Source organism: Micromonospora sp. NPDC002575, from assembly GCF_042889525.1.
Taxonomy (GTDB): domain Bacteria; phylum Actinomycetota; class Actinomycetes; order Mycobacteriales; family Micromonosporaceae; genus Micromonospora; species Micromonospora carbonacea.
Window position 1 is genome coordinate 118,072 of the sequence record NZ_JBIARA010000013.1, and the last position, 24,247, is coordinate 142,318.

Below are 24,247 nucleotides of genomic sequence, written 5' to 3' on the forward strand. Positions count from 1 at the left end.
CTCACCGGCGGCGGCCGGAGCGCCGGGGACGCAGCATGACGCGGTACGCGGTGCGCGGGCTCAGGTGCGGCGACGGGGCGCGGGCAGGCTGTCGCGCGCCAGCAGGCGGCGACGATGGTCGTCGATGTGCGAGACGCCGTGCGTCATCGGGTCCTCCTCGGGTGTCCACGCCCTGGGGTCGCTCCGACGGCCGAAGTATCCTGGCTCCCGGATCGACGCTCACCCCCGGCCTTCCAACCGCAGACACACGGTCGTGACTCACGAGGGGGGATCGCTCCCCGGTGACAGTGGCGGGACCGCGCCGGAATCGCACCGGCTTCCTTCACTGCCGTCAGGCCGCGAATGCTGCCACACCCGACCGCCGCCGGTCAACGCCGGACCACCGGCCGCCCACAGCCCCGAACCACATCGATGAACGACAATTGCATCGGGAATCGGATGCGGTGAGGGCAAATGTCGTACGCCGATGGCTGGGGGTCGTTTCGCGCACCCTTTCCTGCCGGCCGGCCCTCGGGCTGGTTAGGCTGATTCCGATCATCTCCCGCTGGCGCGGGACGGGAATCGCGCGAAAGGCATCCGATCAGGTGGCGACGCAGGTCATCGTGCTCAACGGCGGCTCCAGTTCGGGCAAGTCCGCGATCGTCCGGTGCCTCCAGCGCATCCTGCCGCACCCGTGGATCAGTTTCGGCGTGGACGACCTGATCGACCGGCTGCCGCCGGCCATGCTGGGCTCCCCGTCCGGGCTGACGTTCGGCCAGCGGGGCGAGGTCGACGTCGGCGAGGACTTCCTCGCCGTGCAGCACGCCTGGCTGGTCGGCATCGCCGCGATGGCGGGCGCCGGGGCACGGATCATCCTGGACGAGGTCTTCCTCGGTGGCGGCGCCTCCCAGGAGCGCCTCGGCGGCTACCTGGCCGACGTCGAGGTGCTGTGGGCCGGGGTGCGGTGCCCCTCGGCGGTCGCGGCGGGCCGGGAGGTCGCCCGGGGCGACCGGGTGATCGGGATGGCGGCGGCACAGGCCGAGACCGTGCACGAGGGGGTCCGCTACGACGTCGAGGTCGACACCAGCCGCGCCGAGTCTCTCGACTGCGCGCGGGCCATCGCCTCGCGCGTGCGCTGAGCGACGCCGGGCGGCGGGCCGGTGCGCCGCCCGGCGGGTCAGCGCAACCGGCGCTCCGGGTGCGCCCGGTTCCAGGCCCGCATCCGCTCCGGGTATCCGGTGCGCGCGGCCTCGTACAACGGCACGGCGTGCCGCTGGGCGATCTTCGCGGCGACCCGCGGCGACCCGGTCCGCCGCCGGATCCACTCCCCGTCGTGGGCGATCGCCATCACCGTGGTGTCGGTCGCGGTGGTCTCCGGCTCCAGGTAGAACTCCACACCCCGGCGGCTGCGGACGAACGCCTCCAGGGCGGCCAGGTCGTCCGGCGTCGCCTCGCGGTCGAGCTTCGTCGGGGTCCCGTCGGCGGCAGGTCGGCGGCGGCTGAACCAGCCCATGCCCGGCTCCTCTCCTCGGCGTAGGTACCAGTGGAGCATCCCCGCCTGGCAGCCTGCTGGACGCGGCATGTGAGGAAGCTGACCATGGGCCGGCCGCAACGGCAGCTACGGCCACTCGCTGTTCGAGGTGGCCGTGCGCTGAGCCGCAGCGGCGGGCCCCGGGCCGGTCGGCGCGCCGGCCGACCGACCCGAAAAGCGTCGCTCAGCCGCGCCGCCACTTCTGGTTCGCACCGCCGGTGCACTCCCAGATGACCAGCCGCGCCCCGTCGGCGCTGTTCCAGCCCTGCACGTCGACACACTTGTTGGCCTGCGGATTGACCAGGTCACCGGCGCCGCTGAGGACGAACTGCTGGGCCGGGTTGCCGCTGCACCTGGCGAGCTGGACGACCGCCCCGTTCGCGGTGGAACCCCAGGCCACGTCCATGCACAACCCGAACGCCCGGATGGTGCCGTCACCGGCGAAGGTCCAGCGTTGCGCGTTGGTGCCGTTGCAGGTCCACAACTGCAGGTACTGCCCGTCGACGCCGTTGGAGCTGGGCACGTCGATGCACTTGCCGGCGTAGCCGATGAGCTGGCTGGCGCCGCCGCCGGTGGTGGTGGTGAGGGACAGCCCGTACGCGCCGAGGATCTCGTTGACCGGCTGGTAGACGGTGGTGCCGCCGGAGCTGCAGTCGCCACCGGCGCCGGAGGTGACGCCCTGCGCCTGGTTACCGGAGATGAACGAGCCGCCGGAGTCGCCGGGCTGCGCACACGCGCTGCTCGCGACCAGCCCGTACACCAGGGATCCGGAGTAGTTGACCGTGACGTCCCGGGCGGTGATCGTGCCGCACCGCCAGCCGGTCGTCCGGCCGGACCGGCAGACGGAGCTGCCCACCGCCGCCTCCGCCGAGCCGGCCACCGGGGTCGTCCCGCCGCCGTAGTTGTTCACCGTCGGCGTCGACACCCACGAGGAGTTGGTCTGCACCCAGGCGTAGTCGTTGCCCGGGAAGGAGGAGCCCCGGAAGGTGCCCTGGGCGACGCCGCTGCCACTGGTGCTGCTGCCCACCCCGCCGCAGTGTCCGGCGGTGACGAAGCCGCCGGCGACCGCGAACCCGACCGAGCACAGCACGCTGTTGTTGATGACGTACTGGTCGCCGCCGCGGATGTCGTAGACCGGGCGGTACGGCTGGGCGCCCGACACCAGGCGGACCGCGCCGTCGGCGAGGCCGGCGGCCCGGGCGAACTTCCGGGCCGATGCGGCGTCGGCGGCCCGGACCACCACGCTGTTGCTCGCCGGGTCCACGTACCAGGACTGCACGGTCGGGCCGGCGTGCGCGGCCCGGCGGTCGAGGGTCGCTTTGGTCCGACCCAGGTCGGCCAGGCTCCACCGGACCACCTGCGGGCGGGCCCCGGCGCTCCGGACCCGGTCGGCGCGGGCGGACGTGGTCACCCCCACCACGAGGCTGCTCCCGTCGGCGGCGATCCACGATCCGCCGTAGGCGGTGCCCAGCTCGGCGCGCAGCCGCCGCTCGATCGACGGCGCGCCCGCCTCGACGGCCGACCGGCGGCGGAGCTGATCCTCGGTCAGGCCGAGGTCGCGGCGCAGGGCGGCATGCTGGCCGGCGGAGATGGTGGATGACAAGGCGGTGTCGGTCGGCGGAGCGGCGGCGGTCGGCGGGGCGGCCGACGCGACGCCGCCGGGGGCGGTGGCGAGCGCGGCGACCATGGTTACGGCCCCGAGGACGGCGCCCAGCTGACGGAGCATTCTGCCCCCTTCATGACGGATCGGATCGCTGTGAGAGCGCTTTCAGGCAACAATCTTTACCAATAGACCGACGCCTGTCAATGCGACCACCGGGGCGAGCCGCCACGGTACGACCGCCACCGCGACCACGGGCCGTACGGCGGGCCGCGCGTGCAACAACGTGGCTAGGCCCGGCTCCGGGTGCCGGCCGGCGGCCGGAGCACCGGGACCAGGGCGAGGGCGGGCACCAACAGCAGCGGCACCAACAGCAGCGCCCGCAGCGTGCCCACCTGGTCGCCGAGCAGCCCGAGCAGCGGCGGGCCGCCGAGGAAGGCCGTGTATCCGATCACTCCGACGACGCTGACCCGGGCCGGCGCCCGGTCCTCCTCGTCGGCGGCGGCGCTGAGCCCCACCGGGAAGCCGAGCGACGCGCCCAGCCCCCACAGCGCGACGCCGACGATCGCCACCGGCCCGCCGCCGGCCAGCACCGCGAGACCGGCGCCCACGACGGCGAGCAGGATGGTGCCGAACAGCACCGGCACCCGGCCCCACCGGTCGATCGCCACCGTTCCGGCGGTGCGCCCGATGGTCATGCCGACCACGAACACCCCGAACACGGCGGCGCCGGCCGCCTCGCTGAGCCCGTACCCGTCGACGAAGGCCACGGCCAGCCAGTCGTTGGCGCTGCCCTCGCTGAACGCCATCACCAGCACCAGCAGGCCGATGAGCAACGTACGCGGCTCCCGCCAGGCGGCGAGCAGCGACGCGCGCCGGGCCGAGGCGGCGGTCCGCTCCCCGCCGGCCGGCGCGTCGCCGGCGGTGGGGAGGAACATGCGGGCCCCGAGCAGCGTGCCGACCATCACCACCACCGCGAGGACGCCCAGGTGCACGGCGATCGGCACCCCGACCCGCGCGGCCCCGGCCCCGATCCCCGCCCCGGCCACCGACCCGAGGCTCCAGGCCGCGTGGAACCGGGGCAGGATCGTACGCCCCAGCCGCCGCTCGACCGTCGTACCCTCGATGTTCATCGCCACGTCGCAGGTGCCGGTGCCGTAGCCGAAGGCGAACAGGCCGACGGCGGCCCCGGGCAGGAACCCGGCGGCCCCGGCGGACGTGCCGGCGACGGCCAACCCGCCCGAGACCAGCGCGGTGCCGAGGAGCACCGCGCGGGCCGTGCCGAGGCGCTGGGCCACCAGCCCGGCCATCGGCATGGCCAGCAGCGAGCCCACCGACATCGACAGCAGCAGCAGGCCGAGCCCCGAGGCGCTGAGGTCCAGCGCCTCCCGGGTGCCCGGCACCCGGACGAACCAGGTGGCGATCGCGAGCCCGTTCAGGGCGAACACGGCCGCCACGCCGTTGCGGGCGGACAGTGCCGCGCGTTGCGCGCCGGCCCGACCGGCATCCGGCTCGGCGGGCGGTGCGTCGGTGCTGCTCACGGCGAAGTCCTCTCGGCTCAGCGGGCGTCGACCGTTATTGGACACCCTGGCGCGACAGCACCGATCATGACCCCCGCCCCTTACCGTCATCCGGGCCGGCCCCGTCCCGGCAGGCACCGGGACCGGCCTCACACGGCCGGCAGGCCGAGGGCCTCGTCGACCCGGCCGAGCACGGCGGCGTCGTCGTCCACGCCGACCCCGCGCAGCAGGTCGATCGCGGTGGCCCGCACCTGCCCCACGATCATCGCCAGCGGCAGGGGCTGGCCGGAGGCGAAGAGCCGCCCGGCGACCCGGACGGCGTCCAGCGCGGCAACCTCGGCGCGGCCGGCGTGCTCGTCGGCAACCTCGGCACGGCCGTCGAGGTCGGCGGCGAACGCCTCCCCGGCCGCCTGCACGGCGTCGGCGAGGCAGCGGACCGCCCCGCCGAGGTCGGCCGGCACGGGGGTCGCCAGCCGGGTGAGGGTCACCCCGGCCCGGGCCAGCACCCGCACGTTGCGCACGGCGTAGTCGATCTGCCCGATGGACGCGTCGACGGTACGCAGCCGGCCCAGGTGCCGACGGCGGCGTACGTGCAGGGTCAGCGCCTCCCCGGCGGCGAGCACCGCGTCGCGCAGCCGCTCCACGGCCGCGTCCATGCCCCGCGCCCGGTCCAGGGCGGCCAGGGCGGCCTGCTCGTCGCGGCCGTCGAGGGCGTCCGCGACCTCGCGCAGCAGCCCGGCGAGGTCCTCGAAGGTCTGCCGGAACTCGGCGACCAGCGGGGCGAGCGGGCGGCGGGCGTCGACGAGCTGGCTGGCCACGAGGGCCACCGCCCCGCCGATCAGCGCGTCGACGAACCGGAACGGGATCAGCGACTCGGTCGGCGGGGCGACCACCACCAGGTAGAGGGCGGAGACGGCGGCCTGCACCACGGAGACGCCGCTCGCGCCGACCGCCACGGCCAGCACGATGGTGAGCAGGATGACCGTGAAGACCGTCCAGCTGTTGCGCGGGCCGAGTGCCTGCACCACGACGTCGGCGACGAGCACCCCGGCGGCGACGCCGAGCACCACCTCCACCGCCCGGCGCATCCGCTGGCCCCGGGCCTGCCCCAGGACGATGAGCGCGGCGGCCGGGGCGAAGAACGGCTGCGGGTGCCCGACGAGCCGGGTGGCCAGCACCCAGGCCACCGTGGCCGCGACCGTGCCCTCCGCCACCGGCAGCCAGCCCTGCCGGACCCGGCCGGCGGCCTCCCGGAACCAGCTCCACCGCACCATCGCCGCCTCCCTGCCCTCGCGCCACCGCCCATGGTGCTCCGGCCCCGCCGCACGCCGTGCCCCGCCCCCGCCACTTGCGCGATCTTGCACTTTGGGCCCGGGCAAAGGGGGTGAAGCGCCCTTCTGGGGGGCCGCAAGTGCAAGATCGGCGCGGGCTGGGGGCCGCGACGGCGGGCGCGGCCCCCAGGGCAGAGCCGGCGGTCAGGCCACGTGGGTGAGGTGGGCCGTGATCGCGGCGGCGAGGATCTCCGGGCCGGGGCGGGCCCAGAGGTCGGCGTGGAAGACCTCCACCTCGATCGCCCCCCGGTAGCCGGCCGCGTCGACCGCGTCGCGGAACCGGCGCATGTCGACGCAGCCCTCGCCGGGCAGCGCCCGGCCCAGCAGCACCCCCTCCGGCAGCGGGGTGACCCAGTCCGCCACCTGGAACGCGGCGATCCGGTCCCCCGCGCGGGCGATCTGCCGGAACACCGTGTCGTCCCACCACAGGTGGTACGTGTCGACCACCACCCCGACCGCGCCCGGGTCGTACCGCTCGGCGATGTCGAGCGCCTGGCCGAGGGTGGAGATCACGCAGCGGTCGGCGCAGAACATCGGGTGCAGCGGCTCGATGGCCAGCCGCACCCCGGCCGCCCCGGCATGCGGCACCAGCTCACCGATCGCGTCGGCGACGCGTTCGCGGGCGGCGTCGACGTCGCGGCTGCCGGCCGGCAGGCCACCGGAGACCAGCACCAGCTCGCGGGTGCCGAGGGCGGCGGCCTCCTCGATCGCCCGCAGGTTCTCGTCGCGCCAGCCGTCGGCGGTGAAGAACCCGCCCCGGCACAGCGAGGTGACGGTGAGGCCCGCCTCGCGGACCAGCCGGGCCGCCCGTTCGACGCCGTATTCGCGCACCGGCTCGCGCCAGAGCCCGACGCCGGGCACCCCGGCCGCCACGCAGCCGGCGACCAGCTCCTCCAGGTCCCAGCCGGTGGCGGTGGCCTGGTTGAACGAGAACCGGGCCAGCGGGCCGCCGAACCGGTCGCCCGCCGAGCCGCCGTCGGCGGTCGCGGCCGGCCCGCCGGCCGCGCGCGTCGCCGGCCCACCCGCACCGGCCGCCGCCCCGGCGGTCGTGCGCGCCGTCGGCTCGGCCACCGTGGCCGCTGCCGGCCCGTCCACGGCGGTCACTGGGGCACCCCGGCGACCGTGAAGTAGGCCCGGGCCCGCGCGGCGGCCAGCTCGGCGTCGGGCAGCAGCCCGGCCGCATCGGCCAGGACGAGCAGTCGGGCCAGGTGGGCCGGCGACCGGCCCGCCTGCTGGCCGCCGACCATGGTGAAGTGGTCCTGGTGGCCGGTCAGCCAGGCCAGGAACACGATGCCGGTCTTGTAGTGCCAGGTCGGTGCCGCGAACAGGTGCCGGGCCAGCGGCACGGTCGGGGCGAAGACCTCGTCGTACGCCGCGAGGTCGTGCGCGTCGAGGGCGGCCAGCGCGGCGGCGGCGGCCGGTGCGATGGCGGCGAACACCCCGAGCAGCGCGTCGGAGTGGCCGGCCTCGTCGCCCCGGATCAGCTCCGGGTAGTGGAAGTCGTCGCCGGTGTACAGGCGCACCCCGGCGGGCAGCCGGCGGCGCAGCGCGACCTCCCGGTCGGCGTCGAGCAGGGACACCTTGATCCCGTCGACCTTCCCGGCGTGCGCCTTGATCAGGTCGAGCACGGCGTCGGCGGCGAGGTCCAGGTCGGCCGAGCCCCAGTAGCCGGTCAACGCCGGGTCGAACATGTCGCCGAGCCAGTGCAGCACCACCGGCTGGTCGGCGGCGGCCAGCAGGTGGGCATACACCTCCTGGTAGTCCTCGGGGCCCCGGGCGGCGGCGGCGAGGTGCCGGCTGCACATGAGCACCGGCCGGGCCCCGGCGGACAGCACCTCGGCGAGCTGCTCGGCGTAGGCGTCGCGGATCTGCCCGATGCTGGCCGGGCCGGCCGGGAGCTGGTCGGTGGCGACGCCGGCCACGATCCGGCCGCCGGCCGCGCGGGCCTCGGCGGCGCTGCGCCGGATCAGCTCGCGGGTCGCCGGGTAGTCCAGGCCCATGCCGCGCTGCGCGGTGTCCATCGCCTCGGCGACCCCGAGTCCGTACGACCACAGGTGCCGCCGGAAGGCGAGGGTGCGGTCCCAGTCGACGGTGGCCGGGGCGCCGGGGACGTTCTCGGCGCGCGGGTCGGCCACCACGTGCGCGGCGGCGTACGCGACGCGGGAGGTCGCCGGGGCGGCGGGGCGGGGGAAGCCGCCGCTGCCGGTGAGCCGGTGGCGGGTGCCGTCGGGCAGGACGACGTCGCCGCTCATCGGCCCAGCTCCGGGATCTCGATGCGGCGGTGCTCGCGGGCGGAGCGCAGGCCCAGCTCGGCGAGCTGCACGCCGCGCGCGCCGGCCATGAAGTCCCACGGGAACGGCTCGCCGGCCACCACGTGCCGCAGGAACGCCTCCCACTGCACCTTGAAGCCGTTGTCGAACTCGCCGTTGTCCGGCACCTCGCTCCACTGGGACCGGAAGCTCTCGCCGGAGGGCAGGTCGGGGTTCCACACCGGCTTCGGGGTGACCGACCGGTGCTGGACGCGGCAGTGGCGCAGCCCGGCGACGGCGCTGCCCTCGGTGCCGTCGACCTGGAACTCGACCAGCTCGTCGCGGTGCACCCGGACGGCCCAGGAGGAGTTGAGCTGGGCGATGATCCCGCCGTCGAGCTCGAAGATGCCGTACGCGGCGTCGTCGGCGGTGGCCGGGTAGGCACGCCCGGCCTCGTCGACGCGGCGCGGGATGTGGGTGGCGTTGACGCAGGTGACGGCGCGGACCGGGGCGAACAGCTCCGCCAGCACGTAGTGCCAGTGCGGGAACATGTCCATCACGATGCCGCCGCCGTCCTCGGCACGGTAGTTCCAGGACGGGCGCTGGGCGGGCTGCCAGTCGCCCTCGAAGACCCAGTAGCCGAACTCGCCGCGCACGGAGAGGATGCGGCCGAAGAAGCCGCCGTCGATCAGGCGCTTGAGCTTGCGCAGGCCGGGCAGGAACAGCTTGTCCTGCACCACGCCGGTGCGGATGCCGGCGGCGTCGGCGGCCCGGGCCAGCTCGACGGCGGCGGCGCTGTCCTCGGCGAGGGGCTTCTCGGTGTAGATGTGCTTGCCGGCGTCGATGGCCTGGCGGACGGCCTTCTCCCGTTGCTGGGTGAGCTGGGCGTCGAAGTAGACGTCGACGTCGTCGCGGGCGAGCGCGGCGGTGAGGTCGGTCGTCCAGTCGGTGAGCCCGTGCCGCTCGGCGATGTCGCGCAGCCGGGTCTCGTTGCGCCCCACCAGGATCAGCTCGGGCCAGATGCGGGTGCCGTCGGCCAGCGGCACCCCGCCCTGCTCCCGGATGGCGAGCAGCGAACGGACGAGGTGCTGGCGGTAGCCCATCCGACCGGTGACGCCATTGACGATGACGCCTATCGACCTACGGCTCATGATTCTCTTCCCTCTCTTCGGGCGGCCGGCACCCGCCCGGCGGGCACACGTGACCGATACGCCAGGCAAGCGCTTTCCCGGGAGCGTAGGGGCCGCCGCCCCGCAGGGCAAGGGCTTTCCGGCGCGACTGCGGTAACCTGTCCGCGACCGCGCGGGGTCCGGCCGCGCGGGCGGACCACGAGGGGCGGCGGATGGCGACGCTGGCCGATGTCGCGCGGCGGGCGGGCGTCTCCCCCGCCACGGCGTCACGGGTGATCAACGGCAGCAGCAAGCCGGTCGCCGACGAGCTGCGCGAACGCGTGCTGCGCGCCGTCGCCGACCTGCGGTACGTGCCGAACGCGCACGCCCAGTTGCTGGCCCGGCCGCAGCGCAGCGTGGTCGGCGTCGTCGTGCACGACGTCTCCGACCCGTACTTCGCCGAGGTGACCCGGGGGCTGCAACGGGTCGCCACCGAACGGGGCCGCCTGCTGATCATCTGCAACAGCTACCGCGACCCCGTGCGCGAGCTGGAGTACGTGGAGCTGCTGCGCGGCCAGCAGGTCGCCGCGATCGTGCTGGCCGGGTCCGGCTACCATGACGCCGATTTCACCACGCGGCTCAACGAGAAGTTGTCCGCGTACGAGGCGACGGGCGGGCGGGTCGCGGTGATCGGCCGGCACGACCACTTCGGCGACGCGGTGATGCCGGCCAACACGACCGGCGGCGAGCTGATCGGCCGGGAGCTGCTGCGCCTCGGGCACCGGCGCGTCGGCGTGGTCGCCGGCCCCCGGGTGCTCACCACCATCACCGACCGGCTGACCGGGCTGCGGCAGGCGCTCGCCGAGCAGGGCGTCGAGCTGCCCGAGGAGCGCATCCGGTACGCCGACTTCGACCGCGACGGCGGGGCCCGGGCCACGGCCGAGCTGCTGGACGCCAGCCCCGCGCCCACCGCGATCGTGGCGCTGAACGACTCGATGGCCGTCGGCGCGCTCGCCCTGCTGCGGGCGCGCGGCGTGCGGGTGCCCGAGGACGTGTCCGTCCTCGGCTTCGACGACATGCCGATCGCCGCCGACGTCACCCCCGCCCTGACCACGGTGCGGCTCCCCCTGGTCGAGATGGGAGTGCGGGCGATGACCCTCGCCCTCGACCCGGCCAGCGGCAGTCCCCGCGTCGAGACGCTGCCGGCGGAGCTGGTGCGCCGGGGCAGCACCGGCCCGGCCCCCGCCTGACCCGCCCCGGGGGGCGGGTCAGGCGGGGGCGGGGCCCAGCCGCCATGTCGGCGACATCGCGCGATCAACTCGCCGGGATACCGCCATGTCGCCGACATGAAGTCGATCAACCGACGCCGTCACCCCGCCCGGTCGGCCCGGGCCAGCTCCGCGAGGCGGTCGATCTGGGCGGGGTCGGACAGGGCCGACCCGACCGCCACCACCTTGACGCCGGCCGCCAGGAAGTCGGCCGCGTTGCCGGCGTCGATGCCGCCGGTGGCCACGAAGCGCAGCTCGGGCAGCGGCCCGGCGACGGCCTTGAACCACTGCGGCCCGAGGCTGACCGCCGGGAACGCCTTCAGCCACGTCAACCCGTGGTCGCGGGCGCGTTGCGCCTCGGTCGGGGTGGCCACGCCGGGCAGGTGCGGAATCCCGTAGGTCAGGGCCACGTCGGCGACGGCGAGGTCGAGCCCGGGCGCGACGGTGAACGCCGCGCCGGCCGACGCGGACTGCCGGACCTGCGCCGGGGTGAACACGGTGCCCGCCCCGACGATCCGGTCCCGCTCGCGTCCCGCCTGGACGGCCGCGCGCAGCGCGGTCACCGCCTCGGGGGTGCGTACCGGCACCTCCACCACGTCGATGCCGAGGTCCCAGGCCCGGTTGGCGAGCCGGACCGTCTCCTGCGGCGGCAGGTCGCGGAGGATCACCATGACCCGCGCGCCAGCGAAGATCGGTGTGAAGTCGTGCGCCGTCACCGGCTGCCCCTTCCGTCTCCGGGGCCGGCCGCGCCGGTCCCCACGTGTGCGCTCCCGTCACCGGTGGCGGCCGTCCCGCCGCCGGCGACCGATCCGGCGGCCGATCCGGCGGCCAAGTCGCCGGCCAGGTCGTCGCCGCCGATCAGGCCGTCACCGCCGGCCAGGCCGTCGCCGCCGGCAAGGCCGTCGAGCAGGCCGGCCGCCACCGGGTCCAGCGCCGCCCACCGGTCGGCGGACAGGGCCACGACCCCGTCGAGGTCCCGCCGCCGGGGCGGGGGCGCGCAGTCGCCGGGCACCGCGAGGGCCCGGACCGCGACGACGTGGCCGCAGCGCAGGGCGGCGCCCTGGTCCAGCCCGCGCAGCACGGCGGAGAGGTATCCGGCGGCGAAGGCGTCCCCCGCGCCGACCGGCTCGACCACCGGCGCGCGCAGCGCCGGCACGAACACCGCCGGCCCGGTGCGCGGCAGCGCCGTCGCGCCGAGCGCACCGTCCTTGACGACCACCGTCGCGGGGCGGGGCAGCAGCCGGCGTACGGCCTGCGGGTCGGCGGTCCCCCACAGCCGCTCGGCCTCGTCCAGCCCGACGAGGACGATGTCGGCCCGGTCGGCGAGGTCGCGCAGCACGTCGGCGGCCCGGTCGGCGGGCCAGAGCCGGGGCCGGTGGTTGACGTCGAAGCTGACCAGCGCGTCGCCCAGCGGCCGGTCGTTGACCGCGTGCGCCACGAGCGCGCGGCAGGACTCCGACAGCACCGGCGTGATGCCGGACAGGTGCAGCAGCCGCGCGCCGGCCAGGCGCGGGTCGTCCAGCGCCTCTGGCCCGAGGCGAGAGGCGGCCGAGCCGGCCCGGTAGTAGTGGACGCCGGTGGCCTCCGGCCGGGGGTCCTTGAAGTAGACGCCGGTCGGCGCGTGCGGGTCGAGCGCCACCGAGGCGACGTCGACGCCCCCTCCGGCGACCTCGCGCAGCACCATCCGCCCGAACGGGTCGTCGCCGACCCGGCTGACCCAGGCCACCCGGTGGCCGAGCCCGGCCAGGCCGATGGCCAGGTTGGACTCCGCGCCGCCGACGCCGAGCCGGAGCCGGTCGGCGCGCTCCAGCGGCGCGGCGTCGGCCGGCGACATGACCACCATGGTCTCGCCGACGGCGACCACCTCGGGGCCGGGACCGCCGGTCATGCGCGTGCCGTCGCGGCGGCGGCCAGGGCGGCGGCCGTGTCGCGGTCGAGGACCCCGTCGGCCACGACGACGCCGTGCCGGCCGTGCCGGCTGCCGCCGGCGGGCACCACGGCCGGCGTCTCGAAGGCGAACGCCACGCAGACCCCCGGGTACATCGCCGTCCGCACGAACCACCGGTCGCCGGGCCCCAGGCCCGTGAAGACCAGGGTGTACGCGCCGCCGCCCGGCCCGGCGCCGGTCAGGGCGACCCACGGCTCGGCGCTGCCGTTGACGCGCTCCTCGCCGTCGGCGGAGGCGGTGAAGGCGTGCGGCGGCCCGGCGGCGACCGCCCGCCAGAAGAACCCGCCGTAGCCGGCGCCGCCGGGGCGGCCGTTGGTGGCGGGGCTGCCGAGGGGGACGTCCCGGTCGGCGGGGGCGGTCAGGGCGTAGCGCAGGTCCAGCCGCCAGGCGTCGGGGTGGCCGGGCACCGGCGCGGCGGCGATTCGACGGCGTTCGGTGAGCAGCACCGCGCCGGCCGGGTCGCGCCACTGGAGCCGGTGGGCCAGCACGTCGTCGGCGCGTTCGTCCCATCCGGTGTGGACGATCCGGCCGTGGTCGTCGCGCCAGGTGTAGCCGGCGTCGCGCACGTAGGTGCGCCCGCCCCAGAGGTTGGTGCCGGCGACGTCCTGCACGGCCAGGGACGCGCCGAGGTGCCAGACGTGGTCGGCGGGCAACTCGTCGGTCACCACCGTCCCGCCCAGCGTCCGCACCGGGTGCAGGTAGGGGCGGGGGCCGTGCCTGGCGTCGAGGTCGGGGGCGAGCACGTAGCGGGCCACCTCGACGCCGCCGACGCGCAGCCGGGGCTCGGCGGGGCCGCCGGGGCCCGCGTCGTCGGTGCGGGGGCGGGGGTGTCGGTCGGTCACGAGGGCTCCACGGCGACGGCGGGGCGGCGGGCGACCGCATGCAGGGCGGCCAGAGCGTATCCGGCGAGGATCGGCAGCGCGACCGGGATGACCAGCGCGGTCAGGACGCCGGCCAGACAGCACACGCCGCTGGCCGCCGCCCAGCCGCCCGGCCGGGCCAGGCACGACCGGGCGGCGGACCGGGCGGCGGCCCGCCAGCCCCGCCCGCCGGCCCGGCCGACCTCGACGACGACGAGGCCGGCGTAGCCGGCCAGGGCCGCGGTGACGACGCCGGTGACCAGCAGGGCGGGCGCCCCGCCGGGGACCCGGCCGGTGGCCAGCGCGGCCAGGTCCGCCCCGAGCAGGGCCGCGCCGGCCAGCGCGGCGAGGGTGACCGGCACGCCGGCCGGCAGCCCCCGCACGTACCGGCGCAGCGTGGTCCGCGCGTCCGGCCAGCCGCCGTCGGTGATCCGGTCGTGCACGGCGGCGCTGGCGGTGGCGAGCGCGGCGCCGGCGGTGACCACCGGCAGCGCGCCCACCACCAGCGCGAACCCGACCAGGGCCAGGTCGGCGGCGTCGCGGAGCACGTCCCGCCAGTCCCGGCGGGACGGCGTGTCCTGCGGCCCGGCGGTCATCCCTTGAGGCCGCTGGTGTTGATGCCCTCGACGAGCATCCGCTGGAAGGCCAGGAAGAACAGGAACACCGGCAGCAGGGACAGCACCGACATGGCGAACATCGGGCCGACCGCGCTCTGGCTGGTCGAGTCGATGAACAGGGTCAGCGCCACCGGCACCGTGTAGTCCTCCAGGCTGGACAGGAAGACCAGCTGCCGGAAGAAGTCGTTCCACGTCCAGATGAACGAGAAGATCGCGGTGGTGACCAGCGCGGGGCGGCTCAGCGGCAGGATGACGTGCCGGAAGATGCCGAACGCGCTGGCCCCGTCGATCTTCGCGGCCTCGTCCAGCTCGCGCGGGATGCCCCGCATGAACTGCACCATCAGGAAGACGAAGAACGCCTCGGTCGCCAGGAACTGCGGGATCAGCAGCGGCAGGTACGGCCACTCGCCGCCGACCAGCCCGAGGCTGCGGAACAGGATGTACTGCGGCACGATCAGCACGTGCCCCGGCAGGAGCAGGGTGCCGATCATGATCGCGAACCACATCCCGCGCAGCCGGAACCGCAGGCGGGCGAAGGCGTACGCGGCGAGCAGGCAGGAGACGGCGTTGCCGGCCACGGTCAGCAGGCTGACCATCGCGCTGTTGAGGAAGAACCGGCCGAAGCTGAGGTCGAAGTTGGTCCACCCGTCGACGTAGTTGCCGGGGGTGAACTCCCTCGGCAGCAGGCCGATGTTGCTGACGATCTCCTCCTGGCTCTTGACCGAGGTGCCGATCATCCAGAACAGCGGGTAGAGCACGACCGCCACGATCGCGATCAGGACGAGCAGGCGGGCGGCCTGCCCCCGGCCGGCGCGCGGGCGGCGCGGCCCGGTCACCGGCGGTTCTGCGGTAGCCGTCGTCACCGGTCCTCCCCGTCGGAGTAGTGCACCCAGAATCGTCCGGTGCCGAAGAAGACCGCCGTGATGACGCCGATGGCGATCAGGAAGACCCAGGCCATCGCCGAGGCGTAGCCCATCTCCAGGTCGGTGAAGCCCTTGATGTAGAGGTTCAGCGTGTACATGAGCGTGGAGTCGACCGGGCCGCCGGTGCCGTTGCTGAGCACGAAGGCCGCGGTGAAGCCCTGGAAACCGTTGATGGTCTCCAGCACCAGGTTGAAGAAGATGACCGGGGAGAGCATCGGCAGGGTGACCGCGCGGAACTGCCGCCACCTGCCGGCCCCGTCCACGGACGCGGCCTCGTACAGCTCGGTCGGCACCTGCTTGAGCCCGGCCAGGAAGATCACCATGGGCGCGCCGAACTGCCAGATGGCGAGCACCATCAGCGTCTCCAGCGCCCAGTCCGGGTCGTTGACCCAGGGCTTGCCCTCGATGCCGAACAGGGCCAGCATCGAGTTGAACGCGCCGTCGCGGTTGAACATGTTGACCCAGACGATGGCCAGCGCGACGCTGCCGCCGAGCAGCGACGGAAGATAGAACAGGCTGCGGAACAGCCCGACCCCGCGCCAGGCCCGGTTGAGCAGCAGCGCCACGCCGAGCGCGGCGGCCAGCTTCAGCGGCACCGCCACCAGGGCGAAGGTCAGGGTCACCCGCACCGCGTGCCAGTACGAGGGATCGCTGGTGAACATCCGCTCGTAGTTGGCGAAGCCCACCCACTCGACCTCCGACCAGGGGGTGAGGATGTCGTAGTTGGTGAAGCTGAGATAGAGGGACAAGAGCATGGGAATCGCCGTGATGGCCATCAGTCCGACGAGCCAGGGCGAGAGGAAGACGTACCCCGCGAGACCTTCGCTTTGCCGGATCCGCCCGGCCGCGCCGTGGGGGGCGCGGGCGCGGGCGGATCCGGGGCCGCGTCGGGTCGGTTCGGGCACTGTGGTCAGGGCCACGAGCCGGCTCCTTTCCGAGCGTGTGCGGCGGTTCAGGCGATGGCGGACTTGCAGGCGTCCATGAACAGGGCCGCCGCGGCGGCCGGGGCGAGCCGGCCGTACTGCGCCTCCTCCGCCGCCTTGATCAGCTCGGCGCGGACCTTGCTGTGGCCCTTGATCGGCACCTGCGGCGACTGGCCGAACTTCTGGGCCAGCTCGGTCTCCACCGCGATGGACTGCTTCATCGCGGGGTCGGTGGTGTCGTCGCTGACGACGCGGCGCAGGTCCAGGTTGGACGGCAGCCCCCGGTCGGTGCCGAGGATCTTGACGGCCTCCGGGTCGTTGGCCAGGAAGTCGAGCACGTCGACGGCGATGTCCTTGTGCTTGCTGCCCCGGAACACCGACCAGTACATGGAGGCGCGGGCCCACTGGGCGCTCGGGTCACCCGGGTAGGCGACGACGCCCAGCTCGTCCTTGGTGTTCTTCTTCAGCTCCGGCATCTGGTTGACCCACACCCAGGAGGTGCCGGCCTTGCCGGTGACCACGAGCTGCTTGGTGATGTCGGTGGCGTTGCCCTCGTGGATCACGTCCGGGGTCGGGGTCGCGCCCCGGTCGCGGGCGCCCTTCCACAGCTCGAACCACTGGGTGACGTCCTCGACGGTGAAGCCGAGCTGCGTGCCCTTGTACATGTCCTTGCCCTGCTGGCGCAGCCACACCCAGAACGCCTTGTAGTCGGCGCTGGGGTCCATGGTGCCGGGGATCTTGGTCTTCTTCGCCACCTGCTCGGCCCAGGCGATGTGCTGCTCCCAGGTCATGCCGGTGGTCGGCTCCGGGAGGCCGTTCTTGGCGAGCAGGGTCTTGTTGTAGACCAGGCCCTGGGTGTTCTCGCCCGCGGCCAGGCCGGCGAGCTTGCCGTCGACCACGCCGTACTGCCACAGGCTCTTGGGGAACTTCGACACGTCGAGCTTGCCCGAGTCGGCGTAGCTGGTCAGGTCGAGGGTGGTGTTGCGGGCCGCGTACTCGGCGAGGTAGTTGTCGTCGATCTGGAAGATGTCCGGCGGGTTGCCGCCGGCGGTGAGGGTGGCCAGCTTGTCGAAGTAGCCCTGGTTGGCCTGCCAGGTCTTCTCGAACGTGACGTTCGGGTTCTTCTTGGTGTAGAGGGCGAGGGCGTCGTCGGTCAGCTTGGCCCGGGCCTCGCCGCCCCACCAGAAGATGGAGAGCTTGACCTTGCCGTCGTCGCCGGCGGAGTCGTCGTCGCCGCAGGCGGCGGCGCCGAGGACCAGCGGCGTGGCCACGGCGAGGGCGACGAGCCCGCGCAGCAGCCTACGGCGGGGGGTACGGTGGGAACGCCCGGTGGGTGTGCCGGCGGTGGGGGGCGTGGCGGGGTGCATGTGCGCTCACTCCTTGGCGTTAGGAGGCGACAGCGCCACCGGTGGCCGCGCTCGGGCGGCCCGGGTCCGCAGGGCGATGCGGACCCGGGCCGACACGGACGGCATCGGGGCTACCGGTCCCTGGAGCGGGTCCGGTGGAGTCGCGGATGACCAACTCGGTCTGGAGCATTACCTGTGCGGTGGTGCGACGGGCGCCGACTGCCGTGCCCCTGCCGACGCCCCGCAGTCCCCGCGGCGCGTCGGTGTCCTGTTGCAGCAGCATGTCGACGGCCGTCCGGCCGGCGGCCCCGGCAGGCGTGGCCACCGTCGTCAACTTGGGCCGGGTGAGCCGGCTCAGGGCGATGTCGTCGATGCCGACGACGCTGACGTCCTGCGGCACCCGGACCCCGAGGGCGTCGAGGCCCTCGATCAGCCCGATCGCCATCAGGTCGTTGTAGGCGAGCACGGCGGTGACGCCGCTGCGCTGGACGTGTTCGGCCAGCGCGAGGCCGCCGTGCTCGGTGGGCGGGTTGGGGCCGAGGACGGTCAGCTCCGCGCCGCCGGCCCGGGCCGCGGCGGCGGCCGAGCGGCGGATCTCCCGGCTGGTCCAGGAGCCACGGGGCCCGCTGAGCAGGCCGATCGCGGTGTGGCCGAGGCCGACGAGGTGCTCGATCGCCGAGCGGGCGCCCTGCCCGACGTCCATCATCACGCAGGGCAGGCCGGCCACCTGGCGGTTTATCACCACCAGCGGGACCTCGCGGCTGAGCTGCTCGATGAGGCTGTTGCTCATCCGAGGGCTGCACAGCAGCACCCCGTCGACCTGCTTGGCCAGGGCGTGGACCAGTTCCTCCTCGGCCATCGGGTCCTCGTTGGTGTCCGCGACGAAGATGTGGTAGTCGCGGTGCCGGGCCTGCCCCTCCGCCGCCTTGATCAGTGGCGGGAAGAACGGGTTGGCGATGTCGGCGATGATCAGGCCGATGTTGTGGGTGCGGCCGGTGATCAGGGCCCGCGCGGCGCGGTTGGGCCGGTAGCCGAGGTCCTCGGCGCAGGCCAGCACCCGGACCCGGGTCTCCGGGTTCACCAGGTGCGGCGCGGAGAACGTGCGGGATACCGTCGAGATGTGCACGCCGGAGGCCCGTGCGACGTCCCTGATGGTGACTGGCACGGCGGCCCTTTCGTCCGGTGTGGCTGCGGTCACGTGGGTGCCGCCAATTAATGCAAACGGTTGCTCCACTGTCAACGCTCGAAGGTTACGACCAGGTTTCGAACGGCCACGCATCATGCGTTCGTATGCCTCCAAAGTGGGACAAGGGACGCGGATTTTGTTTCCGTCGTTGACTCGTCGCGATCGATCGTGGTTTCTTCACTGCAAACCTTTGCAGGCAGCCAGGAGGCCCACACGATGTCTTCGAGAACCGGTGGACGGACCCGGCACGCGGTGGTGGGCACGGGCGCCCGGGCCGAGATGTTCGTCCGGGCGCTGGTGCGCGAGCACGCCGACACCGCCGAGCTGGTCGCGTTCGCCGACGTCAACCAGGCCCGCATGGACGCGCACAACCGGTGGCTCGGCGAGCTGGGCCACGCGCCGGTGCCGACGTACCGCGCCGACGAGTTCGCCGCGATGCTGGCCAAGGAGCGGGTCGACACGGTGCTCGTCACCACCGTCGACGCCACCCACGACGAGTACATCGTGGCGGCCCTGCGCGCCGGCTGTGACGTGGTCTCGGAGAAGCCGATGACCGTCGACGCGCCGCGCTGCCGGCGCATCCTGGACGCGGTCGCCGAGACCGGCCGGCACGTCACCGTCGCCTTCAACTACCGCTACAACCCTTTGCACGAACAGCTGCGCCGGCTGCTCGCCGAGGGCGCGGTGGGCGAGATCGGGTCGGTGCACTTCGAGTGGCTGCTCGACGTGCGGCACGGCGCGGACTACTTCCGGCGCTGGCACCGCGACAAGGCCAACTCCGGCGGGCTGATGGTGCACAAGGCCAGCCACCACTTCGACCTGGTCAACTGGTGGCTCGACGCCACGCCGGTCGAGGTCTACGCCGCCGGCCGGCTGTTCTTCTACGGCGACGCCGGCCGCCGGCACGGCTACGCCCGCGACTACGCACGCGCACACGACGCCCCGGCCGCCGCCGACGACCCGTTCGCGCTGCGGATGGCCGAGCACCCCCGGCTGCGCGAGCTGTACCTCGACGCCGAGGCCGAGGACGGTTACCACCGGGACCAGAACGTCTTCGCCCCCGGCGTCACCATCGAGGACGACATGGCCGTGCTGGCCCGCTACTCCACGGGCGCGACGATGACCTACCACCTCACCGCGTACGCCCCCTGGGAGGGCTACCGGGTGATGGTCAACGGCAGCCGGGGCCGCCTCGAACTGGAGGTCGTGGAGAGCGAGTTCGTCAGCCCGCAGGCCGCCGGCGCGCTCAAGGGCGCGGCGCTGCACGGCACCGAGGCCGCCGCCGAGGGCGGGTCGGCCACGCTCACGCTGCGCCCCTACTGGCAGCCGCCGCGGCGCATCGAGGTCGAGGGGTACACCCGGCAGGGCCACGGCGGCGCGGACGCCCGGATGACGCGGGTGCTCTTCGGCGGCGCGACGGACCCGCTGCGCCGGGCGGCCACCGCCCGCGACGGCGCCCTCGCGCTGCTCACCGGCCTGGCCGCCAACCGGTCCTTCGAGACCGGCCAGGCCGTCCGGGTGGCCGACCTGCTCGCCCTGCCCTGACCGACCGCGCCCGGGGGCGCGCCGCCGACGCGGCCCGCCCCGCCGGTCCGCCTCCGCACCATCGACCGCATCCGAGGAGCCCCCCGACGTGCCGACCACCTCCCGACCCGACCTGCTCCTACCCGCCGACCCGGGCGTGCGCGCGCTGGCCCGGCAGCTGTACGCGCTGGCGGCGGAGCAACCGATCATCTCCCCGCACGGGCACGTCGACCCGGCCCTGCTGGCCGAGGACCAGCCCTTCCCGGACCCGTCCCGGCTGATCATCGTGCCCGACCACTACCTGACCCGGATGCTGCTCAGCCAGGGCGTGCCCCCGGCCGAGCTGGGCGTCCCGACGGTGGACGGCAGCCCGGTGGAGACCGACGGCAGGAAGATCTGGCGGCGCTTCGTCGACGGCTGGCACCTGTTCCGGGGCACCCCGTCGCGGCTGTGGCTGGAGCAGACCCTCACCGAGGTCTTCGGGGTGGACACGCCGCTGTCGCCCGCCACCGCCGACGCCGTGTACGACGAGGTCGCGGCCCGCCTCGCCGAGCCCGCGTTCCGGCCCCGGGCCCTGTTCGACCGGTTCGGCATCGAGGTGCTGGCCACCACCGAGTCGCCCCTGGACGACCTGGCCCAGCACGCGAAGCTCGCCGCCGACGGCTGGGGCGGCCCCGGCGGCAAGGTGGTCACCACCTTCCGCCCGGACAACGTCGTCGACATGGAGTTCGACAACTGGGCCGGCAACGTCGAACGGCTCGGCGAGGTCGCCGGGGAGGACACCGGCACGTACGCCGGCTTCCTGGCCGCCCTGCGGCGACGCCGGGAGGCGTTCATCGCCGCCGGCGCGACCTGCTCCGACCACGGCCACCCGACCGCGCAGACCCTGGCCCTGGACGCGCGGGAGGCCGCGGCGCTGTACGAGCGGGGCCGGCGCGGCGAGGCCGACGCCGCCGACGCGGAGGCGTTCCGGGCGCACATGCTGCTGGAGTTCGCCCGGATGTCGCTCGACGACGGCCTGGTGATGCAGCTGCACCCCGGCTCGGTGCGCAACCACAACCGCTGGCTGTACGCCCGGCACGGGCGCGACGTCGGCGGCGACATCCCGCAGGCCACCGAGTACCTGCACGCGCTCACCCCGCTGCTGGACGCCCACGGCAACGACCCCCGGCTGCGGGTGGTGGTCTACACCCTCGACGAGTACACCTTCACCCGGGAGCTGGCCCCCCTCGCCGGCGGCTACGCGGCCCTCTACCTCGGCGCGCCCTGGTGGTTCCTGGACTCCCCCGAGGTGCTGCGCCGGTTCCGGGAGGCCGTCACCGAGACGGCCGGCTTCTACAACACGGCCGGGTTCGTCGACGACACCCGGGCGTTCTGCTCCATCCCGGTACGCCACGACGTGGCCCGCCGCGTCGACGCCGGCTTCCTCGCCCGGCTGGTCGCCGAGCACCGGCTGACCGAGGACGAGGCCGCCGAGACGGTCGTCGACCTCGCCTACCGCCTGCCCAAGAGGGTCTACAAGATCGGGGAAAAGCTGTGAGTGTCAGGATCACCTCCATCGACGTGCACGACGTGCGCTTCCCGACCGCGGCGGCCGGTGACGGCTCGGACGCGATCAACAAGGGCGACTACTCGGCGACGTACGTCGAGCTGGGCACCGACGCCGGGGTGGTCGGCGCGGGCTTCACCTTCACCAACGGGCGGGGCAACGAGATCACCTGCGCCGCCGTGCGGGCCCTGGCCCACCACGTGCGGGGCCGCACGGTCGAGGAGATCGCCGCCGAGCCGGTGCGGTTCTGGCGCTCGCTCAGCGCCGACGTGCAGCTGCGCTGGCTCGGCCCGGAGAAGGGCGTCATCCACATGGCCACCGGCGCGCTGGTCAACGCCGTGTGGGACCTGCGGGCCAAGCTCGCCGGCAGGCCGATGTGGCGGTTCCTCGCCGAGCTGCCCACCGAGGACCTGGTGGCCAGCATCGACTTCCACCACATCACCGACGCCCTCACCCCCGACGAGGCGACCGCCATCCTCGACAAGGGATTGACCGGATGGGACGAACGGCTCGCGGTGCTCGAGCAGGGCGGCTTTCCCTCGTACACCACGTCGGTGGGGTGGCTGGGCTACCCCGACGAGAAGGTCCGGGCGCTGACCCGCGAGGCGTACGCGGCCGGCTGGCGGGCGATGAAGATGAAGGTGGGCGGGCCGCCGGCCGACGACCTGCGCCGGGCGCGGATCATCCGCGCCGAGATCGGGCCGGACGCGCTGCTGATGATGGACGCCAACCAGGTGTGGGACGTCGACGAGGCGATCAGCAACATGACGGCGCTGGCGGAGGTCGACCCGTACTGGATCGAGGAGCCGACGCACGCCGACGACATCCTCGGCCACGCCCGGATCGCCCGCGCGGTGACCGAGCTGACCGGCGGCCGGTGCCGGGTGGCCACCGGCGAGGTGGCCGCCAACCGGGTGATCTTCAAGCAGTTGCTCCAGGCCGAGGCGATCGGCGTCATGCAGATCGACGCCTGCCGCGTCGGCGGGGTCAACGAGGTGCTCGCGGAGATCGTCATGGCGGCGAAGTTCGGCGTGCCGATCTGCCCGCACGCCGGCGGCGTCGGCCTCTGCGAGTACGTCCAGCACCTGGCCATCTTCGACTTCCTGCGCGTCGGCGTCAGCCTCGACGGCCGGATGGTCGAGTACGTCGACCACCTGCACGAGCACTTCGTCGACCCGGTACGCACCCGGGGCGGGCGTTACCTGCTGCCCAGCGCGCCCGGCTACAGCGCCACCATGCGCCCCGAGTCGATCGCCGAGTTCCGCTTCCCGGACGGTCCGGCATGGCGGTGACCGTGGGCGCGTCCCGCCTCGGGCTGGCCGCGCTGCGCCGGCTGCCCGAGGCCAGCCGACCGGTGCTGCGCCCCGGCACCGTGCCGGCCGGCATCGTGCACCTGGGCCTCGGCGCGTTCCACCGCGCCCACCAGGCCGTCTACACCGAGGCGGCGGTCGGCGCGGCCGGCGGCGACTGGGGTATCGTCGGCGTCGCCCCGCGCAGCACCGGCCTCGTCGAGGCGCTCGCCGCGCAGGACAACCTGTTCAGCGTGACCACCCTGTCCGCCGAGGGCGGCAGCACCCGGGTGATCGGGGCCCTGGCCGGGGTCCGGCACGCGGCGAGCGACCCGAACGCGGTGGTCGCGCTGCTGGCCGACCCGGCGATCCGGGTGGTCACCCTGACCGTGACGGAGAAGGCGTACCAGCTCGACCCGGCGACCGGGCGGCTGCGCCCCGACCCGGCGCTCGCCGCCGACCTGGCCGGCGACGCGCCGCCGACGACGGTGCCCGGCCTGCTGGTGCGCGGGCTGGCCGCCCGGGCGGCGGCCGACGCCGGGCCGGTCGCGCTGGTCAGCTGCGACAACCTGCCCGCCAACGGGGCCCGGCTGCGCGGCCTGGTCGAGCAGGCGCTGGCGCGTTCCGGCGCGTCCGACCGGGTGCTGTCCTGGGTGGCCGAGCGGGTCACGTTCCCCGGGACGATGGTGGACCGGATCGTGCCGGCCAGCACGGCCGACACCCTCGCCGCGGCCCGCGACGCGCTGGGCTTCGCCGACCTGGCGGCCGTGGCCGCCGAGCCGTACCGCCAGTGGGTGATCGAGGACGACTTCCCGGGCGGCCGGCCGGCGTGGGAGGTGGCCGGCGCGGTGCTCACCGACGACGCGGGGCAGTGGGAGCGGGTGAAGCTGCGCGGCCTCAACGGCCTGCACTCGGCCACCGCCTACCTGGGCGCGCTCGCCGGGCGGGAGACGGTCGCCGACGCGCTGGGCGTGCCGGGGCTGACCGGGATGCTGCGCCGGCTGGTCGCCGAGGAGGTGGCGGTCAGCTTCACCCCGCCGGACGGGGTGTCGATGGTCGCGTACGGCGACGAGGTGCTGGCGCGGTTCGCCAACCCGGCGATCCGCCACCGCACGCTCCAGATCGCCATGGACGGCTCGCAGAAGCTCCCGCAGCGGGTGCTGCACACCATCGTGGACCTGCGGGCGGCGGGCCGGTCGGCCCGCTGGTCGGCGCTGGTGGTGGCCGCGTGGATGCGGTTCGTGTGCGGGCGTGCCGACGACGGCACGGCGCTGCCGCTGGCCGACCCGCTCGCCGAGCGGATCACCGGGGCGCTGGCCGCCTCCGGCGGCACCCCGGCCGGGGTGGTCGAGACGCTGTTCGGGCTGCGGGAGGTCTTCCCCGCCGAGGTGGCCGGCGACGACGAGGTCCGCGCCGACGTCACCGACTGGCTGACCGCCCTGCACCGGCACGGGGTCGCGGCGACCCTGGCGGGGGCGGCATGAGCGCGGGGGCG

General features: G+C 74.5%; 21 protein-coding genes and 1 riboswitch. Of the genes, 6 read left to right on the forward strand and 15 right to left on the reverse strand.

The window, feature by feature from the left end:
• Positions 1 to 193: 193 nt before the first annotated feature.
• A riboswitch (cobalamin riboswitch) is annotated at positions 194 to 323 on the reverse strand.
• A 261-nt stretch (positions 324 to 584) separates the two neighbouring features.
• The gene (gene cpt, locus ACFYWL_RS20200) at positions 585 to 1,118 is read left to right on the forward strand and encodes a chloramphenicol phosphotransferase CPT (protein ID WP_386974825.1); all 534 of its coding nucleotides are present in this window, start codon (positions 585 to 587) and stop codon (positions 1,116 to 1,118) included.
• 38 nt (positions 1,119 to 1,156) lie between these two features.
• Here the strand turns inward: cpt and ACFYWL_RS20205 are convergent, their stop codons facing one another.
• From ACFYWL_RS20205 to ACFYWL_RS20235, 7 genes are all read right to left on the reverse strand, one after another.
• Positions 1,157 to 1,492 (reverse strand): hypothetical protein, encoded by a 336-nt coding sequence (locus ACFYWL_RS20205; RefSeq protein WP_386974827.1) that lies wholly within the window; start codon positions 1,490 to 1,492, stop codon positions 1,157 to 1,159.
• Between the two features lie 202 nt (positions 1,493 to 1,694).
• Positions 1,695 to 3,236, reverse strand: coding sequence for a ricin-type beta-trefoil lectin domain protein (locus tag ACFYWL_RS20210; RefSeq protein WP_386974828.1), 1,542 nt, complete (start codon positions 3,234 to 3,236; stop codon positions 1,695 to 1,697).
• Between the two features lie 164 nt (positions 3,237 to 3,400).
• Complete coding sequence (locus ACFYWL_RS20215) at positions 3,401 to 4,651, reverse strand: MFS transporter (RefSeq protein WP_386974829.1); 1,251 nt, start codon at positions 4,649 to 4,651, stop codon at positions 3,401 to 3,403.
• A 128-nt stretch (positions 4,652 to 4,779) separates the two neighbouring features.
• On the reverse strand, positions 4,780 to 5,904 hold the full coding sequence (locus tag ACFYWL_RS20220; RefSeq protein ID WP_386974830.1) for an aromatic acid exporter family protein: 1,125 nt from the start codon (positions 5,902 to 5,904) through the stop codon (positions 4,780 to 4,782).
• A 201-nt stretch (positions 5,905 to 6,105) separates the two neighbouring features.
• Positions 6,106 to 6,903 carry a sugar phosphate isomerase/epimerase family protein gene (locus ACFYWL_RS20225; RefSeq protein WP_386975022.1) on the reverse strand — a complete coding sequence of 266 codons (798 nt, stop codon included), beginning with the start codon at positions 6,901 to 6,903 and terminating at the stop codon, positions 6,106 to 6,108.
• Between the two features lie 158 nt (positions 6,904 to 7,061).
• Positions 7,062 to 8,213 (reverse strand): DUF993 family protein, encoded by a 1,152-nt coding sequence (locus ACFYWL_RS20230; RefSeq protein WP_386974832.1) that lies wholly within the window; start codon positions 8,211 to 8,213, stop codon positions 7,062 to 7,064.
• Positions 8,210 to 9,361 (reverse strand): Gfo/Idh/MocA family protein, encoded by a 1,152-nt coding sequence (locus ACFYWL_RS20235; RefSeq protein WP_386974834.1) that lies wholly within the window; start codon positions 9,359 to 9,361, stop codon positions 8,210 to 8,212. The genes ACFYWL_RS20230 and ACFYWL_RS20235 overlap by 4 nt, the downstream gene beginning before the upstream one ends.
• A gap of 191 nt (positions 9,362 to 9,552) precedes the next feature.
• On the opposite strand from ACFYWL_RS20235, the gene ACFYWL_RS20240 reads away from it, so the two are divergent.
• Positions 9,553 to 10,569 (forward strand): LacI family DNA-binding transcriptional regulator, encoded by a 1,017-nt coding sequence (locus tag ACFYWL_RS20240; protein ID WP_386974836.1) that lies wholly within the window; start codon positions 9,553 to 9,555, stop codon positions 10,567 to 10,569.
• A 119-nt stretch (positions 10,570 to 10,688) separates the two neighbouring features.
• Here ACFYWL_RS20240 and ACFYWL_RS20245 read toward each other — a convergent pair whose 3' ends face one another.
• The 8 genes from ACFYWL_RS20245 to ACFYWL_RS20280 all read right to left on the reverse strand — a co-directional run bounded on the left by ACFYWL_RS20245 (position 10,689) and on the right by ACFYWL_RS20280 (position 18,369).
• Complete coding sequence (locus ACFYWL_RS20245) at positions 10,689 to 11,303, reverse strand: bifunctional 4-hydroxy-2-oxoglutarate aldolase/2-dehydro-3-deoxy-phosphogluconate aldolase (RefSeq protein ID WP_386974838.1); 615 nt, start codon at positions 11,301 to 11,303, stop codon at positions 10,689 to 10,691.
• Positions 11,300 to 12,475 (reverse strand): sugar kinase, encoded by a 1,176-nt coding sequence (locus ACFYWL_RS20250; protein ID WP_386974839.1) that lies wholly within the window; start codon positions 12,473 to 12,475, stop codon positions 11,300 to 11,302. The genes ACFYWL_RS20245 and ACFYWL_RS20250 overlap by 4 nt, the downstream gene beginning before the upstream one ends.
• Entirely contained in the window at positions 12,472 to 13,377 is a 906-nt protein-coding gene (locus ACFYWL_RS20255; RefSeq protein ID WP_386974841.1) for a PmoA family protein, read from the reverse strand. The genes ACFYWL_RS20250 and ACFYWL_RS20255 overlap by 4 nt, the downstream gene beginning before the upstream one ends.
• Positions 13,374 to 13,991 carry a hypothetical protein gene (locus ACFYWL_RS20260; RefSeq protein ID WP_386974843.1) on the reverse strand — a complete coding sequence of 206 codons (618 nt, stop codon included), beginning with the start codon at positions 13,989 to 13,991 and terminating at the stop codon, positions 13,374 to 13,376. The genes ACFYWL_RS20255 and ACFYWL_RS20260 overlap by 4 nt, the downstream gene beginning before the upstream one ends.
• A complete protein-coding gene (locus ACFYWL_RS20265; RefSeq protein WP_386975024.1) occupies positions 13,988 to 14,749 on the reverse strand; it encodes a carbohydrate ABC transporter permease in 762 nt (253 codons plus the stop codon). The genes ACFYWL_RS20260 and ACFYWL_RS20265 overlap by 4 nt, the downstream gene beginning before the upstream one ends.
• A 122-nt stretch (positions 14,750 to 14,871) precedes the next feature.
• Positions 14,872 to 15,855, reverse strand: a complete 984-nt coding sequence (locus ACFYWL_RS20270; RefSeq protein WP_386974845.1) for a carbohydrate ABC transporter permease — start codon at positions 15,853 to 15,855, stop codon at positions 14,872 to 14,874.
• A 32-nt stretch (positions 15,856 to 15,887) separates the two neighbouring features.
• Positions 15,888 to 17,225 (reverse strand): ABC transporter substrate-binding protein, encoded by a 1,338-nt coding sequence (locus ACFYWL_RS20275; protein WP_386974847.1) that lies wholly within the window; start codon positions 17,223 to 17,225, stop codon positions 15,888 to 15,890.
• A 19-nt stretch (positions 17,226 to 17,244) separates the two neighbouring features.
• A complete protein-coding gene (locus ACFYWL_RS20280) occupies positions 17,245 to 18,369 on the reverse strand; it encodes a LacI family DNA-binding transcriptional regulator (protein ID WP_386974849.1) in 1,125 nt (374 codons plus the stop codon).
• A 237-nt stretch (positions 18,370 to 18,606) separates the two neighbouring features.
• On the opposite strand from ACFYWL_RS20280, the gene ACFYWL_RS20285 reads away from it, so the two are divergent.
• The 4 genes from ACFYWL_RS20285 (at position 18,607) to ACFYWL_RS20300 (ending at position 24,236) form a co-directional block, all read left to right on the forward strand.
• Positions 18,607 to 19,935 (forward strand): Gfo/Idh/MocA family protein, encoded by a 1,329-nt coding sequence (locus tag ACFYWL_RS20285; RefSeq protein ID WP_386974851.1) that lies wholly within the window; start codon positions 18,607 to 18,609, stop codon positions 19,933 to 19,935.
• A gap of 88 nt (positions 19,936 to 20,023) precedes the next feature.
• On the forward strand, positions 20,024 to 21,454 hold the full coding sequence (uxaC, locus tag ACFYWL_RS20290; protein WP_386974853.1) for a glucuronate isomerase: 1,431 nt from the start codon (positions 20,024 to 20,026) through the stop codon (positions 21,452 to 21,454).
• A complete protein-coding gene (locus tag ACFYWL_RS20295; protein ID WP_386974855.1) occupies positions 21,451 to 22,755 on the forward strand; it encodes an enolase C-terminal domain-like protein in 1,305 nt (434 codons plus the stop codon). Before uxaC ends, ACFYWL_RS20295 begins: the two co-directional genes overlap by 4 nt.
• Positions 22,746 to 24,236, forward strand: coding sequence for a mannitol dehydrogenase family protein (locus ACFYWL_RS20300; RefSeq protein WP_386974857.1), 1,491 nt, complete (start codon positions 22,746 to 22,748; stop codon positions 24,234 to 24,236). Before ACFYWL_RS20295 ends, ACFYWL_RS20300 begins: the two co-directional genes overlap by 10 nt.
• Positions 24,237 to 24,247: the final 11 nt, after the last annotated feature.

Coding starts and splice junctions, on each gene's coding strand:
- ACFYWL_RS20205 (WP_386974827.1), bottom strand. CDS start 1,492: ATGGGCTGGTTCAGCCGCCGCCGACCTGCCGCCGACGGGACCCCGACG.
- ACFYWL_RS20210 (WP_386974828.1), bottom strand. CDS start 3,236: ATGCTCCGTCAGCTGGGCGCCGTCCTCGGGGCCGTAACCATGGTCGCC.
- ACFYWL_RS20220 (WP_386974830.1), bottom strand. CDS start 5,904: ATGGTGCGGTGGAGCTGGTTCCGGGAGGCCGCCGGCCGGGTCCGGCAG.
- ACFYWL_RS20230 (WP_386974832.1), bottom strand. CDS start 8,213: ATGAGCGGCGACGTCGTCCTGCCCGACGGCACCCGCCACCGGCTCACC.
- ACFYWL_RS20235 (WP_386974834.1), bottom strand. CDS start 9,361: ATGAGCCGTAGGTCGATAGGCGTCATCGTCAATGGCGTCACCGGTCGG.
- ACFYWL_RS20240 (WP_386974836.1), top strand. CDS start 9,553: ATGGCGACGCTGGCCGATGTCGCGCGGCGGGCGGGCGTCTCCCCCGCC.
- ACFYWL_RS20250 (WP_386974839.1), bottom strand. CDS start 12,475: ATGACCGGCGGTCCCGGCCCCGAGGTGGTCGCCGTCGGCGAGACCATG.
- ACFYWL_RS20260 (WP_386974843.1), bottom strand. CDS start 13,991: ATGACCGCCGGGCCGCAGGACACGCCGTCCCGCCGGGACTGGCGGGAC.
- ACFYWL_RS20265 (WP_386975024.1), bottom strand. CDS start 14,749: ATGATCGGCACCTCGGTCAAGAGCCAGGAGGAGATCGTCAGCAACATC.
- ACFYWL_RS20275 (WP_386974847.1), bottom strand. CDS start 17,225: ATGCACCCCGCCACGCCCCCCACCGCCGGCACACCCACCGGGCGTTCC.
- ACFYWL_RS20285 (WP_386974851.1), top strand. CDS start 18,607: ATGTCTTCGAGAACCGGTGGACGGACCCGGCACGCGGTGGTGGGCACG.
- ACFYWL_RS20300 (WP_386974857.1), top strand. CDS start 22,746: ATGGCGGTGACCGTGGGCGCGTCCCGCCTCGGGCTGGCCGCGCTGCGC.